The 14,369-nt window shown below is 44.7% G+C and carries 13 protein-coding genes; 9 read left to right on the top strand and 4 right to left on the bottom strand.

What is annotated here, in order from left to right; genetic code table 11:
* Positions 1 to 7: 7 nt before the first annotated feature.
* A complete protein-coding gene (locus J8L84_RS07830; RefSeq protein WP_211070197.1) occupies positions 8 to 1,156 on the bottom strand; it encodes a serine hydrolase domain-containing protein in 1,149 nt (382 codons plus the stop codon).
* 206 nt (positions 1,157 to 1,362) lie between these two features.
* On the opposite strand from J8L84_RS07830, the gene J8L84_RS07825 reads away from it, so the two are divergent.
* Genes J8L84_RS07825 through J8L84_RS07815 form a run of 3 tightly spaced genes read left to right on the top strand, consistent with a single transcriptional unit; the run spans position 1,363 to position 4,180 of the window.
* Positions 1,363 to 2,775, top strand: a complete 1,413-nt coding sequence (locus tag J8L84_RS07825; protein WP_211070196.1) for an Ada metal-binding domain-containing protein — start codon at positions 1,363 to 1,365, stop codon at positions 2,773 to 2,775.
* A gap of 38 nt (positions 2,776 to 2,813) precedes the next feature.
* Complete coding sequence (locus J8L84_RS07820) at positions 2,814 to 3,299, top strand: methylated-DNA--[protein]-cysteine S-methyltransferase (protein WP_211070195.1); 486 nt, start codon at positions 2,814 to 2,816, stop codon at positions 3,297 to 3,299.
* Complete coding sequence (locus J8L84_RS07815; RefSeq protein WP_211070194.1) at positions 3,290 to 4,180, top strand: DMT family transporter; 891 nt, start codon at positions 3,290 to 3,292, stop codon at positions 4,178 to 4,180. Before J8L84_RS07820 ends, J8L84_RS07815 begins: the two co-directional genes overlap by 10 nt.
* Before the next feature lie 148 nt (positions 4,181 to 4,328).
* Here J8L84_RS07815 and J8L84_RS07810 read toward each other — a convergent pair whose 3' ends face one another.
* The gene (locus J8L84_RS07810; protein ID WP_211070193.1) at positions 4,329 to 5,750 is read right to left on the bottom strand and encodes a sensor domain-containing diguanylate cyclase; all 1,422 of its coding nucleotides are present in this window, start codon (positions 5,748 to 5,750) and stop codon (positions 4,329 to 4,331) included.
* 199 nt (positions 5,751 to 5,949) lie between these two features.
* On the opposite strand from J8L84_RS07810, the gene glmU reads away from it, so the two are divergent.
* From glmU to J8L84_RS07790, 4 genes are all read left to right on the top strand, one after another.
* Positions 5,950 to 7,308 (top strand): bifunctional UDP-N-acetylglucosamine diphosphorylase/glucosamine-1-phosphate N-acetyltransferase GlmU, encoded by a 1,359-nt coding sequence (gene glmU / locus J8L84_RS07805; protein ID WP_057795380.1) that lies wholly within the window; start codon positions 5,950 to 5,952, stop codon positions 7,306 to 7,308.
* A gap of 260 nt (positions 7,309 to 7,568) precedes the next feature.
* On the top strand, positions 7,569 to 8,348 hold the full coding sequence (locus tag J8L84_RS07800; protein ID WP_057796518.1) for a DeoR family transcriptional regulator: 780 nt from the start codon (positions 7,569 to 7,571) through the stop codon (positions 8,346 to 8,348).
* 2 nt (positions 8,349 to 8,350) lie between these two features.
* Positions 8,351 to 10,183, top strand: a complete 1,833-nt coding sequence (gene glmS / locus J8L84_RS07795; RefSeq protein WP_211070192.1) for a glutamine--fructose-6-phosphate transaminase (isomerizing) — start codon at positions 8,351 to 8,353, stop codon at positions 10,181 to 10,183.
* A 30-nt stretch (positions 10,184 to 10,213) separates the two neighbouring features.
* Entirely contained in the window at positions 10,214 to 10,870 is a 657-nt protein-coding gene (locus tag J8L84_RS07790) for a hypothetical protein (RefSeq protein ID WP_211070191.1), read from the top strand.
* 41 nt (positions 10,871 to 10,911) lie between these two features.
* Here the strand turns inward: J8L84_RS07790 and J8L84_RS07785 are convergent, their stop codons facing one another.
* Positions 10,912 to 11,592, bottom strand: a complete 681-nt coding sequence (locus tag J8L84_RS07785; RefSeq protein ID WP_211070190.1) for a hypothetical protein — start codon at positions 11,590 to 11,592, stop codon at positions 10,912 to 10,914.
* A gap of 206 nt (positions 11,593 to 11,798) precedes the next feature.
* Positions 11,799 to 13,340, bottom strand: a complete 1,542-nt coding sequence (locus J8L84_RS07780; RefSeq protein WP_211070189.1) for a carboxypeptidase — start codon at positions 13,338 to 13,340, stop codon at positions 11,799 to 11,801.
* Between the two features lie 358 nt (positions 13,341 to 13,698).
* On the opposite strand from J8L84_RS07780, the gene J8L84_RS07775 reads away from it, so the two are divergent.
* Both J8L84_RS07775 and J8L84_RS07770 read left to right on the top strand, forming a co-directional pair.
* Positions 13,699 to 13,917 carry a hypothetical protein gene (locus J8L84_RS07775; RefSeq protein ID WP_211070188.1) on the top strand — a complete coding sequence of 73 codons (219 nt, stop codon included), beginning with the start codon at positions 13,699 to 13,701 and terminating at the stop codon, positions 13,915 to 13,917.
* A complete protein-coding gene (locus J8L84_RS07770) occupies positions 13,914 to 14,336 on the top strand; it encodes a TraR/DksA C4-type zinc finger protein (protein WP_211070187.1) in 423 nt (140 codons plus the stop codon). The genes J8L84_RS07775 and J8L84_RS07770 overlap by 4 nt, the downstream gene beginning before the upstream one ends.
* Positions 14,337 to 14,369: the final 33 nt, after the last annotated feature.

Below are 14,369 nucleotides of genomic sequence, written 5' to 3'. Positions count from 1 at the left end.
CGCCATTCTAATCTTTAGCTTCAGCCTGCTTAAAATAACGCTTCCAAAACTCAGCCGTAGTGGAATTGATCATGTTCGATTCGGCATTCATTAGCATCACATATCCGGTTTTATAATCGGGCGCAAACGCCACATCGGCACGATACCCTTTTACCCAGCCACCATGGTAATTAATGCGTTTTCCATCAAAGTCATACACTCGCCAGCCTAGCCCATAATGGGCGTCATTTAGCATGCCGCGCCAACCCCTGCGTCTAGTTTCCCGCTGGGTTTTAACCCGTGGTGTAGTGACTTCATCAATCATGTCAGGTGAGATCACCGTAGGGAATTCGCCTAGCAAAGCCTGCAAGTAAATAGTCATATCAGTAATGCTGGCGTTTACACCTGCTGCGGGTGAAAAACGGTAGTAGTTGCTTTCAACTGCGCCTTCGCGCCATCTGTCTCTGGCAATAGCAATGTGTGGGCGAGCCCATGAAGCAGACGCAAGTAATCCGCCTTTGCCAACGCTTGCGGTATTCATACCTAGTGGCGTAAAGAGCTGGGTTTGTACTTCCCTAGAATAAGAAGAATAATTGTTCGTAAGGTAGTACTCAATTGCCCCAAAAAGGGCATTTTGATAGGTGTAGCATTCGCCAGGTATGCATAAAGGGTCGAGCTCACTCAATGAGGTTAACACCCGCTGCAATGAATAATCTGCTTCAATTAAGTTGTCGTAAGCATTGGGCATAAAGCCGCTAGATTGCCCCACAATATGCTGAAGCTGCAATGTTTCCATACCGTCCACATTGAAAGGTATGTCAGGTAACAGGGTAGAAATGGGAGTATCCCAATGTAAGCGCTGTTGCTCAACCAGTTTGGCAGAAAGTAGGGCGGTGAAAGTTTTTGATACCGAGGCTAGGCGAAATACCGTGTCTTCAGTAATGCGCTTTCCACCTTTGTGCGTTCTGCCATAAACATATACTTGTGGCGCCTTACCTTGCTCGTAATAAACAAAGGTATAGCCGGGCACATTATATTTTGCGGCTTCGCGCTGCACATAGTTGGCGTAATCAGAAAGCCAATCGGCGCTTAATGCGGGATATGTCACGATAAGCGTGAAAAAGAATAGGCTAATTCTAATCAAGCGCGGTACTAAATTGCGCGTGGTTTGCAACATGAATTGGGCTCAGTAAGGGCGCACCCCAAAGGTGGCAGGCACTATTATTCTTACGCCATTATGCGGTTGCTAGTGGCGATTATCAACTCTACTGATATTTTACTGTCAGTTCCGATTTTGTCGCACCCTTACTAGGGGAACAGGATACAATTAAATCTTAATAGCGCAGTGACGGTTTAAACCCGCACATTAACCCGAGCCATAGTATGAACACGGACATAAAAGATTCAGCGCATGAAGATAATGAGCACCGCGATACTTACGCTAAAGCTAGGGTGAGTAGAGATGCCCGTTTTGATGGCCGCTTTTTTGTGGCGGTGAAAACCACGGGTATATTTTGCCGGCCAATTTGCCCAGCCAAATTGCCTGATGAAAAGAACGTGGCCTACTATAACCATGCTGCTCAAGCTATGAGTGATGGCTTTCGTCCCTGTTTACGATGCAGACCCGACAGCGCGCCGTCTTCTTTTGCATGGTTAGGTGTAGGCACAACAGTGACAAGAGCGCTAACGCTATTAAGCGATATACCCGTGCAGTCTATTTCCACCATTTCAAGCCGATTGGGTATCAGTGAGCGTTACTTAAATAAACTCATGGTGTCGCATACGGGGTTGTCTCCTAAACAATATCAAGATTTGCAACGAGTGTTGTTCGCAAAGCAGTTGCTACAGCAATCCACCATGAAGCTTACTGATATTGCTTTAAGCGCGGGGTATGCCTCTACAAGGCAACTTCAGCGCGCAGTGCAAACTTATTGCAAAAAAACGCCTACCGAATTACGAAGTAAACGCCATACTGCACTGCCTGAAATATCACTAAGATTGCACTTCAGGCCACCTTACCATTGGCAACAAGTCAGAGAGTTTCTTGCCTTGCGGGCTATTCGGGGCGTAGAAATGGTGTTCGATAATACCTATAGCCGTTATATCAGCATTAACGGGGAGTCGGGATTTATCAGTGCGACTTTTAACGAGAGCGCAAATGGCTTCGATGTAAAAATGCGTTTGCCAAATTTAGCTTACGTGTATAAAACGGTTGAACAAATAAAGCAGCTGCTCGATTTACATGCCGCCCCAGAGTTAATTGAAAAATCACTATTAGCAGCGGGCTTGCCTGATAACCTACTGACGAAAGGGTTGCGCCTTCCTGGTACCTGGACCGTATTTGAAAGTGGATGCAGAGCCATTGTAGGCCAACAGGTCAGTGTAAAAGCGGCAATCAATCAAGCGGGGCTGCTTGCACAGCACTTAGGCGCGGTTGCCACTGAGGGGGCTGTCGAGCCAAGCCAGCATTATTGTTTTCCTGAACCCGAAGCGGTGGCTATCAGTGATTTAGCATTTTTGCGCATGCCAAATGCTCGTAAGCATGCACTTCGTGATTTTGCGGCGCTATTTTGTAACGGTAACCAGCCTACTCATGATGAAATATTGTCAATCAAAGGTGTTGGTCAATGGACAGTAGATTACCTTAAGATGCGAGGTGAACGTGATCCTGATGTGTATTTGGCTGGCGACCTTATTGTAAGAAAAATGGCCGAGAAGTATCCGGTGTCGCCGCAAGAGGCTGCGCCATGGCAAAGCTACTTAACACTACAATTGTGGCAGTTGAGTAATAGTTAACGTGTTGTTGGGTATACATTTATCAGTAGGAATAAGTCATGACAGTATGCAAAAGCTACCTTGAGTCACCACAAGGGCTTATTGAAATAGCCGCTACTAACAAAGGAATTAGTGCCATTACTTTTGTCGATAGCGTTAATGCTGACGTTAACGGCGGCGTTCACAGTAATGACCTTACTGAAACAGCGAAAGCACAGTTAGCGGCTTATTTTAATGGTAGTCTCACCCAATTCGACTTACCTTTTGATACCAAAGGCACTGCGTTTCAGCAGGCGGTATGGAAGGCGCTATGCGATATCCCTTATGGTGAAACCGCCAGTTATGCCGATATTGCCAATAAGCTAAATAATCCTAAAGCGGTTCGCGCCGTGGGTATGGCCAACGGGCGCAACCCTATTGCGATAGTGGTACCATGTCACCGAGTGATTGGAAGCAATAAAACCCTAACGGGATACGCAGGTGGGCTTGAACGTAAGCAATATTTATTAAAATTAGAAGGGGCGCAAGGCGTACTATGGGCTTAAGAGATATTGCTGCACTATTATTATTAGCGTCTATTTGGGGCGGCTCATTTATTTTTATGCGGGTGGCGGCGCCAGAGTTTGGTATTTATGTACTGGTAGCCATTCGTACCGTACTTGCTACCTGTGTGCTATTACCTATTTTAATGATGACCGGTGGCGTGAACCAAATTTTTAGGTATTGGTTCCCCATTGCATTAGTGGGGCTAGCGAATACAGCTGTGCCCTTCGTCTTATTTAACTACAGCAGTTTGCATTTAGAAGCTGGGGTTAATGCCATATTAAACGCGACCGCACCAATGTTCGGGGCGTTAGTGGCGTGGCTATGGCTGGGTGACAAACTTACTCCCACAGCTATCGCCGGATTAGCACTTGGGTTTTTAGGGGTAACGGTTATTAGCCAGCAAAAGCTAGGGGAAGGTGATATTAGCTTTGTGCCTATTCTAACCGCTTTACTTGCTACTACCTGCTACGGCATTGCGGCCAGCATGATGAAACGGTGGCTGCAAGGCGTGCGACCTTTAGTGGTGGCTACTGGAAGCCAAGCAATGGCATCTATTATGTTAGCGCCTTTCGCGTTAAGTACATTACCAGCCACTATGCCGAGTACTAACGCATGGTTAAATGCAGTGGCGCTCGCCATTTTAGGTACTGCTATTGCTTACATTTTGTATTTCAAACTAATTGCGAATGTGGGCCCAGCAAAAGCGATATCGGTGGCCTACATGGTGCCATTATTTGGTATTATTTGGGGCGTATTGTTTTTGCAAGAACACTTGTCGTTACAAACCATTGTTGGTGGGGTAATGATATTGACAGGTGTGGCACTCACTACCGGTGTGATAGGTATGATAAAGCGTAGCCGGGCAGCCAAAACGGCGTAAGAAGTTTGCTTGCTCGGTTCGAAAGGACGTTAGCATCACCGCCCACCGTTTAGCTAAAAGCGGCTGATACGGTGGTGATGCTAAGCGTTATATATTGAAATCTATTCGTTAAATTTCAAATAGAAAAAATTAAAGCTCCGCAGCTTATTTATTCAATAAGCTGCATACGCACTAAATTGTGCCCATCTCTTTTCGCCTGATACAGCGCATCTTCCGCATGGGCGGTAACTTCATTCATGCTACGAGTAGTAGCAGTAAACGATACCCCAAAAGAGGCGGTTAATTGTAGCTGCGGCGACTCACTTAACGGCGTTAATGTAGCAATGCCATGACGCAAATTTTGTGCAGTATCGAAGGCTTCGTGCGGGCCTGTTTGAGGCAGCAATATAATAAACTCTTCACTGCTCCAGCGACCAAGCACATCTTGCTCACGCAGGTGGTCAGAAAGATACGCCACCACTTTATCTAACACGTCATCACCTGCATTTCGGCCATGGGCATCAATAATATGCCCAAAGTCGTCTACGCTGATTAAAATCACGCTAATAGAGCGCTGTTCTTTTAATAATGATTGATAGATAAGTTCTAGGTTAGTGCGGTCGGGCAAACGATTAGCATGACGCACAATTAAATCGGGCTGCATGTCTCGTCTGAAATAATAAAGTAAGTTGTAAATAAGCAAAAAGAGAGAGAAAACAACCACTAGCAGCGTCACTACACTAAAGATGAAAGCTTGTGATATTTCGGTTTGCCTGTCTTCTAGTGGGCTAAGTAAAAAGACTGTCCATCCAAATTGGTTTAATTTAACTTCCGCAATCAAAAAGTCTTTTTGATTGATAGTCACCAACTTGTTATTAAGGGCTTGCTCGTCTTGAACCGTAATCGGGAGACTGGCATACCAAGGTAGCTCTGAAAGGTTGGTGAAATCAGAATACGAGGCCACAAGAGCAGGATCGGAAGACAGCATGATATCTCCCTTTTCATCGACAAAAAGAAAGTCGTAGCCGTATTGTTCTTTGTAAGAATCAAAGACATTGATGAAGCTGCGTAAGCTTTTTCCTACGCCGAAGAAGCCTAAAAATCGGCCATCGTCATCAAAAACCTTCAGGTCGATATAAAAATGGGTATCTTCCCATTTACCAATATCTGCCACTGCATCGTCAGGGCCGTCACGGTACTTAAAATACCAACTGACTTCGCCTTCAATTAAATCGATGGTAGTGCCATCAGAATTAAATTGGCGTTTGACATTTTCGCTGGCAATAAAGAAAGATAAACCGAATTCTCTTTCAAGTCGGTTTAGGGTGTTAAATATCGCGGCTTCGTCAACCTCGTCGCCTTCCATCAAGGTAACTAATTCAGTGGAATGGCCTAACGCTTCAGACGTGTGAAGAGGCTTTAATAACTGCTCGACAATAAGAGACACCGCTGGCGACAATGACTGTTGCTGTGCTCTGCTTTGCTCCGCCACAATTTTAGAAATACTAAAATGCACTAGGGTAACAATCGCTAAAACCACGACGGCAAACAGCACCAATATACTTCGGTGAAGTGTTCGAAAAGTATTCACTGACTACGCAAGCTCCTTTGCTGCTACAATCCAATTCAGTTGAAAAGTAAAGTATACCCGTTGATTTAATGAACTACTAGGCTGTTCAACTCAGATCTAGACTTAAGAATGAGCCTTCAAAAATCAATCGCTGACATATAATCACGCCTTAGATACACTAGGCAAAAGTTCGTATTATCGATTTTCGTAAAGGAATAGCATGGCATTTTCAGTGGTAGTTTTAGCCGCAGGCAAAGGCACGCGCATGAAGTCTTCGTTACCAAAAGTACTTCATAAAGTGGGCGGAGTGCCCATGGTGCAGCGTATTATCAACACCGTTCAAGCCTTAGAGGCTGATAGTATTCATTTAGTTTATGGTCATGGAGGCGACAAGCTAAAGGCCACAATAACTGGCGAAAACTTAAATTGGTGTTTGCAAGAAGAACAGTTAGGCACGGGTCATGCGGTGCAGCAAGCCGCGCCGCACATTAACGATGATGAAGATGTACTTGTATTAGTTGGCGATGCTCCCCTTATTCGCGAAGAAACCTTGGCGAAACTAAAAGCGGTAAAAGCCGAGTGTGATTTAGCCCTGCTTACCGTTGAATTAGACGACCCTACAGGAATGGGCCGAATTATTCGTAAAGACGACAACATCACCGCCATTGTTGAACACAAAGATGCTACCGATGCACAAAAGCAAATTTGTGAAATCAATACGGGCATGATGATGATGTCCGGAAGCGATTTAAAACGTTGGTTGGGTGCGCTAAGTAATAGCAATGCACAAGGTGAGTATTATCTTACTGACGTGATTGAAATGGCTGCTAAAGAAGGTAAGCGTATTCAATCGGCACAACCACAAGAGGTGGTTGAGGTTGAAGGGGTAAATAACCGCATTCAATTGGCGCATCTAGAACGCGCACTTCAGCTTCGCCAAGCAAACGAACTAATGACCAATGGTGTGGCACTGGCCGACCCTCAGCGTTTTGACCTAAGAGGCACATTAACCACGGGGCAAGATGTCACCATTGATATTAATGCAGTGGTAGAAGGTAACGTTATTTTAGGTAATAACGTAACTATTGGGCCAAACTGCGTTTTGAAAAATTGTGAAATTGCCGACAACGCGGTTATTGAAGCAAACTCTATTATAGAAGAAGCCATAGTAGGTGAAAGCTGCACGGTAGGGCCATTTGGTCGCTTGCGCCCTGGCGCGGTTATGCATGCAAAATCTAAAGTGGGTAACTTCGTAGAAATGAAGAAAACCGTGCTAGGCGAAGGTGCTAAGGTTAATCACCTTACTTACCTCGGTGATGCTGAAGTGGGTGCTAATGCCAATATTGGTGCGGGCACAATTACTTGTAACTATGACGGCGTGAATAAATCTAAAACCGTAATAGGTCAAAATGCCTTCGTGGGTTCGAACTCTTCATTAGTGGCCCCTGTGATCATTGGTGATAATGCTACGGTAGGTGCTGGCTCAGTCATTACCACCGAAGTAGAAAGTGCGGCACTTGCTGTAGCGCGAGGAAAGCAGCGTAATATTGCGAACTGGCCTCGCCCGACAAAAAAATAACCAGCATGTAATAGCTTTAGCGCGGTTTAGTGGTAAATGAAAGGGCAACCAAGGTTGTCCTTTTTTGTGCCAGCCGGTTTATATGTTGATAGCTTACTAGTAAAAATTGTACGAAAAACTTGCGAAATAGCCGCGAATAGCTTACATTTCTTTCACTTCGTAAATTATAACTTTCGTTTTGAAAGTTATGATTTACGAATAGTGTAGAAATGGTTTAGAGAAGGCACTGTAGTTTCCTTCATATCAGGGTTGGATTGAGTTTGAAAACGAGTCGTTCTGTAGATCAGCGCCGCGCTGGCATTATTAAATGGGTAAACACGCACGGCTACGCGCAAGTTGAATTGCTCGCGGCCCAGTTCAGCACATCTGAAGTGACTATTCGAAAAGATCTAGCCGCCTTGGCAGACCAAAAAAAGCTTATTCGCCAATTTGGCGGTGCCGCACCCCTATCTGCTTCTCAAGGCGAAACCAATGTAGTGAACTTACCTTCATCAATAAAACAGAATATAGGTAAGCTTGCTGCTAGTCGCATTCAGCAAGGGTCAAAAATAGTGTTGGATTGCGGCAGTACCATCGCGGCGCTTTTACCCTGCCTTCGTGATATACCCAACTTGGTAGTGATGACGAATGCATTAGATGCAGCGAGTCAGCTGACCAAAAGTAATAACGAACCCACTATTTTGATGACAGGTGGCACCTGGGATCCCGCATCTCGTTCATTCCAAGGTGCAATGGCCGAACAATTGGTATCGGCTTATAGTTTTGATATGGCGTTTATTGGTGCGGCGGGTATTGATGTGAATCGCGGAACCACTACCTTTAATGAATTAACAGGGCTTACTCGCGCCATGGCACGTGCCGCTCATGAAGTTGTTGTAATGGCAACGTCGAATAAGCTGTCGAACAAAATGCCCAATTTAGAATTGGGCTGGGAAAATATCTCTACTCTTGTGACTGATAATGGCATCAGTGACGAGGATAAATATCTAATTGAACAACAAGGCGTAACGGTGCTGGTCGCTGCGCAAAACGGAGAGTAATTATGTGTGGAATTGTCGGTGCTGTTGGTGAGCGTAATGTTGTTGAAATTCTATTAGAAGGCTTAAAACGACTTGAGTATCGTGGTTACGACTCTTCAGGCGTAGCTTTGTTGCAACAAGACGGCACACTAAATCGCATAAGAAGTACCGGTAAGGTACAAGAGTTGGTAGATATTATTGCCAACGATGAAGCGCTAGGTACTACCGGTATTGCACATACCCGTTGGGCTACCCACGGCGGCGTGACGGTGGCCAATGCCCACCCACATTTTTCAAGCGATCGCGTTGCCGTAGTGCACAACGGCATTATTGAAAACTACCAAGCCCTACGTGAACAGCTTTCAGCAAAAGGTTATGTATTCAGTAGCGATACCGATACCGAAACCATTGCCCACACGGTTCACGAAGCGCTGGATGCTGGTAAAGACTTATTAGAAGCAGTTCAAACGTCGGTTAAAACCTTTCATGGTGCATACGGCACGGTTGTTATTGATAAAGAAGATGCTGGCCGTATGGTAGTAGCGCGCTCTGGTAGCCCGCTAGTGATTGGTTTAGGTTTAGGCGAGAATTTTGTCGCATCAGACCAAATGGCATTGTTACCTGTAACACGCCGCTTCATCTTTTTGGAAGAGGGCGATGTTGCCGATATTACTCGCCGCACCATTGCTATTTATGACAAAGACGGCAATGCCGTTGAACGTGAAATTATAGAGTCGAACGTTGAACACGACGCTGGCGACAAAGGCGCTTATCGTCACTACATGCTAAAAGAGATTCACGAGCAGCCGGTGGTAGTGCGTAATACACTAAAAGACAGACTAACCGAAAATGGATTAGCGGCAGATGTTTTTGGAAACGGTGCCGATGATATTTTCAGTAAAATCAAACACGTTCAAATTGTTGCCTGTGGTACCAGTTATCATTCAGGTATGACCGCCCGCTATTGGTTAGAGCAATACGCCAATGTGTCGTGCAATATCGAAATTGCTTCAGAGTTCCGTTACCGCAAATCGGTAGTGCACCCGAATAGCTTACTTATTACTATTTCACAGTCGGGCGAAACCGCTGATACCTTAGCCGCACTACGTTTAGCCAAAGAAATTGGGTATAGCGCAAGTTTAGCTATTTGTAACGTACCAGGCTCATCGCTAGTGCGCGAATCAGATTTAGCGTTTATGACACGGGCTGGCGCAGAAATTGGTGTTGCATCTACCAAAGCATTTACAACGCAGCTAGCTGCATTCTTAATGCTTACCCTAGCGTTAGGTGAGAAAAACGGTATGGCTGAAAGTGATAGTAAAGACATCATTAGTGCCCTTCAAAGCTTGCCAGCTAAATTAGAAGAAACCCTTACCATCACACAAGGTATTGAAGATTTAGCCGAAGAATTTGCCGATAAACAGCACAGCCTGTTTTTAGGCCGTGGTGACCAATATCCTATTGCTATGGAAGGGGCGCTTAAGCTAAAAGAAATTTCTTACATTCACGCAGAAGCCTATGCTTCAGGCGAATTAAAGCACGGCCCACTGGCACTTATCGATGATGAAATGCCGGTTATTGTGGTTGCGCCTAATAACGAGCTGCTAGAAAAGCTTAAATCGAATGTGGAAGAAGTACGCGCTCGTGGCGGCATTATGTATGTGTTCGCCGATAAAGACGCTGCGTTTAAAGGTGACGATACCATGCGCGTAATCAATGTACCGCACTGCGAAGCACCTATTGCCCCAATCATCTATACCTTGCCGTTACAGTTGTTGTCTTACTATGTAGCATTAATTAAAGGTACGGATGTGGATCAGCCTCGTAACTTAGCGAAGTCGGTTACGGTAGAGTAGGGTTTAGGTAAAGCGGCTGAGGAATCTCTTTTGTTGTACCACATTTTAGGTACCCTGAGCGCAGTCGCTTTTTTGCTGACCTGGTATGGGCTTGCGAAGCAAATCGCTAATATAGAGGCGCTTCGCAAAAGTCATCAGAGCGCTACTCAAAGCTTGTCGGTAAACCAGTTTACCTCAAGCTTTTTTGCGTTTTATGCCAATTTTATTTTCGGTATTGCGATAGAGCCGCTTAGTCATTATTTAGTGTGGACTCGTTTCGGTGCGCTGCTTCTGATATTGGCCATCCTTTATCAAATTTGGCGAGACAGGCGGTCAATATCAACGAGTTTTGCCGTTAGCTTGTGCGCCGGTGCTTTGGTGATAGGGCTAGGTTCTATAGGTTTTCGGCCTTACCCTAACCTTGCCAAGATTGGGGCAAACAGCTTGATGCTGGTAGTAACCGTGCTACTTGTTCAAGGCACGTTACACCAAATAATGGTGCTAAGGCGTAGCCGGGTGATTGGCGCGCTATCACCAGCTTTATTCCGCAGTATTCTAATTAAAGACGTCACTACACTCGCGTTCGCGTTTACTATGCCGTTTACCGTCGCCTGGCCCCTTATTCTACTGAATGGGGCCAGCGTAATTACCCGCGGTGGCTTATTGATTCAAATGAATAAAATCAAAAATAATGGGCCAGAAAAATAGTGGGGTCAGAGTTAGTTAAAGGCGCTAACTAAAAGGATGAGTTACCCGGGCTTTTTAGCCAAGAAAATGGTGTGCTTACTTCCTTTACCCTTGCGTGCCCTGGCAATACGAGTACTTACTACGTAGCCTGCATTTTTCAAGCGTACGGAAAACAAGTAATCGGGCCCCGCAGACCAAATGGCTAACATGCCATTGGGCTTAAGCACCTCGTAGATATCTTCTAAACCGTCAATTGAATAAATCCAATTATTGTCAGAATGGGTTAAGCCTTCAGGGCCATTGTCTACATCAAGTAGTATGGCGTCGTAGGTTGGCGTTTTAGTATTTAAAAGGTGTTTTACATCACCTACTTTCACGTTCGTTCTAGGGTCTTGAAGTGGATTTTTAGCGCAATTACCTAGCGGGCCTTTATTCCATTCCACAACCTCAGGAATGAGTTCAGCTACCGTGACCTGCGAACTAGCAGTGACTTCTTTTAACGCCGCTGCAAGGGTGTATCCCATGCCTAAACCGCCTACTAAAACATGTGCGTTAGGTGTGGATTTAAGGTGCTCACAGCCCATCTGAGACAGCTCTTTTTCTGAGTTGTACACACGGCTATTCATCAACTCGCCACGAATACCGGAAAGGCGAATACTGAACTCTTCATCTCGCTGAGAGAACGTTAGTTCCCCACCATTATTTGGAATTTTAGCTGTGCCCAATTTAACCCATGGAACCATCGGAAGGTTTGTCCTTTTAACAGAATGTTGTGCTTGAACTGAATCTAGGCGCGCAGAATAGCACATTTGCCGACCATTGATGGGCTTAGCACCTTGATAGGCCCCAAATGTGAATAGGCCCAAACGCGAATAGAAGCAGAGTGTAAATAGGGTCAGTGTTAATTAAAGCTAAAAGTACACTGACCCCATATTCTTCTTTTCGTCTTTTAGCGGCGATACATCGCGGGCTCACCCTTTTTAGGTGTGCTGCTTTTGATAAACTCACGTAAGTCTTGGTTAGACTGCTTTAAGTCGTCTCGTCGTAAGTACATCATATGCCCGCTTCTATAGCCTTTAAAGCTTAAACGGTCTTGCATAATGCCGCTTTGATCAAGCTGCCACATGGTATACTTGGCATCAAAATAGTTGGTGGCGCCATCGTAGTAACCTGCTTGAATCATTACATTTAAATAGGGGTTTTGTGCCATGGCAAGACGCAGGTTTTCGCCAGATTTATTGCCACTTCTGTCCCACGGGTGAACATCGCCGAACATATTATATTTGGTGTCGGTTTTGTAATTTAACTCTTCTCGCAAGTAGTAGTTAATTGCGGGTGTAAACGAGTGTAGCCACGACGTTAGTTCGGCCCAGTAATCGGGTCTGTCACCCGCTTGCTTGGCATCTATACCTAAATAGCGGCTATCTAATCGGCCTAGCGTTTTACCTTCCTCACGAAGTAACGATTTCCAAAAATAAGTGGTGCTTACATCAAGGTTGTTTTGTGAAATCGCCTCTTCTGATAACCCTGAATAACGCGCCATTTTTGCAAGCACGTTTCGTTTTTCCTCAGCGCCAATAAAGCCACCTTTCGCCAGCGCTGGAATAAGTGTGTTGATAGTGAAATCTTCTACTTCAGGAAGCAGTTCGGTTAAGTCTTTATTTTGAAGTTCAGGGTCTAACTTGTTGTGATACCACGCGGTTGCAGCAAAATAAGGTAGTCGATTTGCGGCTTTCACTGGCCCATTGCGTTCAATACCAATATCGGTAGGCGATACCAATATCACACCATTTAAATACATCCACTGGCGGTTTTGTAATTCTAGGGCTAAGCCCGATACCCGAGTAGTACCATAGCTTTCACCTATAAGGTATTTCGGTGAGCGCCAGCGGTTATGGCGAGTCACGAAGGTATTTACCCAATCTGCAAGGTAGCTAACGTCGGCGTTCACGCCAAAAAACATATTCTTCTGAGCGTCCTTTGAAGGCATTTCACCTTTTTCATTCTCTAATACGCGGCTGTACCCGGTATTGACGGGGTTTATGAATACGATGTCCGCCACATCTAATATTGAATACGGGTTGGTTTGCACGCCATAAGGCTGCACGGGGTAGCCTTCATCATCAATGTTTAAAATTCGAGGGCCCGTATACGCCACGTGCATCCATACTGATGCTGAACCAGGACCGCCATTGAAAGAGATTACAAGCGGGCGAGACCCGTCATCTTTTATATCGGTGCGCTGGTAATAGGTGTAAAACAACGTAGCGACAGCGTCATCTTTGTTATTCCACACCGGTTGCGTGCCCGTTGTGGCGCTGTATTTCACACGCTTACCTAATATTTTGGTTTCATGTTCGGTCACTACATGGCTATCGATGTCGATAGTACGTTCATGTGTTTCATCTGCTGCTTTAGCGGTAATAGAGAACAATGCCACTAAAACAAACCATATAGCCTTGCTTTTGATTGTTGAATTTATTGAGTTCATCGTGTTTTCTTTTCGTTGTTATTCATTTAATAGATGTCACGTGCATCACTATACCTTGCCGTATGGGTATAGTGCTCTTTGTACGACAGAATAGCCGATATTTCCGACTTGTGTCTGTCTGCATTTTATTTAGGTAAATCGAACGCTATAGCATTCATGCGTGTAGTTAGGAATGGGGTAAGTTCCTAAATACGCGTGCTAAGAAACTAAGTACTAACACATTAAGTACGCAAGCTAATTTGCATATCTTATTTGTGTGATGTTATAACATATCTGTATGTGGATTTATAATAGTATGGTTTTGTTGTACATAACCTTTGAAATCATATTTTTGGTTTAATATTAAGAAGGTAATTGAATGAAAACGCCAATCATTCCATCAAGTTACGAGCAATGGAAACATTGCATCATAGAAGAGTGTGGTATTCCCCTAACCGCAACTTTTGTCGATGAGCGTATCGCTGCCATGAGCGATGTAAAAAACGAGTACACACGACAGTTTTTAAACTGTTACGGCAAAAATCATTATGAAAACACGCTGCGTTGGCTTACGCAGGCAAAGGAAAGCTTGTCATGAATCAGATACTCGATAAGCAGCAGCTTCTAGATGCACCGGCCGACGATTATATGAGTGATGCTCAATTGGCGTTTTTCAAAGCGTTACTCACCGAATTAAAGAAAAAGACGATGTTGCACATAGAAGAAATGAAGGTGCAATTGAGCGACCCACCGGAGATAAACGATGATGTGGATAGGGCGCAATATGAAGAAGATTCACGCATTGGCTTACGTATTCTTGATAGAGAAAGAAAGCTAATACTTAAAATTGATAAATCACTTAGGCGCATTACCGAAGGTGATTTTGGCTATTGCAAAGAGACTGGTGAGCCTATTGGCATACCTCGGCTTTTGATCCGGCCAATTTCAGAATATTGTGCAGACGTAAAACAAGTTAATGAAGGGAAAGAGCGTCATTTTCAACGAGAGCGAAAGTAACTAGCGTGTAGAAGAAAAGCGATTAAACACATT

The sequence above is a fragment of the Alteromonas sp. MMG017 genome (assembly GCF_018100795.1).
In the GTDB taxonomy this organism is placed as follows: Bacteria; Pseudomonadota; Gammaproteobacteria; order Enterobacterales; family Alteromonadaceae; genus Alteromonas.
Note: the sequence above shows the minus strand (reverse complement) of the source record. Positions and strands in the feature narration are given on the sequence as shown.

Coding starts and splice junctions, on each gene's coding strand:
- J8L84_RS07815 (WP_211070194.1), top strand. CDS start 3,290: ATGGGCTTAAGAGATATTGCTGCACTATTATTATTAGCGTCTATTTGG.
- J8L84_RS07825 (WP_211070196.1), top strand. CDS start 1,363: ATGAACACGGACATAAAAGATTCAGCGCATGAAGATAATGAGCACCGC.
- J8L84_RS07830 (WP_211070197.1), bottom strand. CDS start 1,156: ATGTTGCAAACCACGCGCAATTTAGTACCGCGCTTGATTAGAATTAGC.
- J8L84_RS07780 (WP_211070189.1), bottom strand. CDS start 13,340: ATGAACTCAATAAATTCAACAATCAAAAGCAAGGCTATATGGTTTGTT.
- J8L84_RS07770 (WP_211070187.1), top strand. CDS start 13,914: ATGAATCAGATACTCGATAAGCAGCAGCTTCTAGATGCACCGGCCGAC.
- J8L84_RS07820 (WP_211070195.1), top strand. CDS start 2,814: ATGACAGTATGCAAAAGCTACCTTGAGTCACCACAAGGGCTTATTGAA.
- glmS (WP_211070192.1), top strand. CDS start 8,351: ATGTGTGGAATTGTCGGTGCTGTTGGTGAGCGTAATGTTGTTGAAATT.
- glmU (WP_057795380.1), top strand. CDS start 5,950: ATGGCATTTTCAGTGGTAGTTTTAGCCGCAGGCAAAGGCACGCGCATG.
- J8L84_RS07785 (WP_211070190.1), bottom strand. CDS start 11,592: ATGGTTCCATGGGTTAAATTGGGCACAGCTAAAATTCCAAATAATGGT.
- J8L84_RS07775 (WP_211070188.1), top strand. CDS start 13,699: ATGAAAACGCCAATCATTCCATCAAGTTACGAGCAATGGAAACATTGC.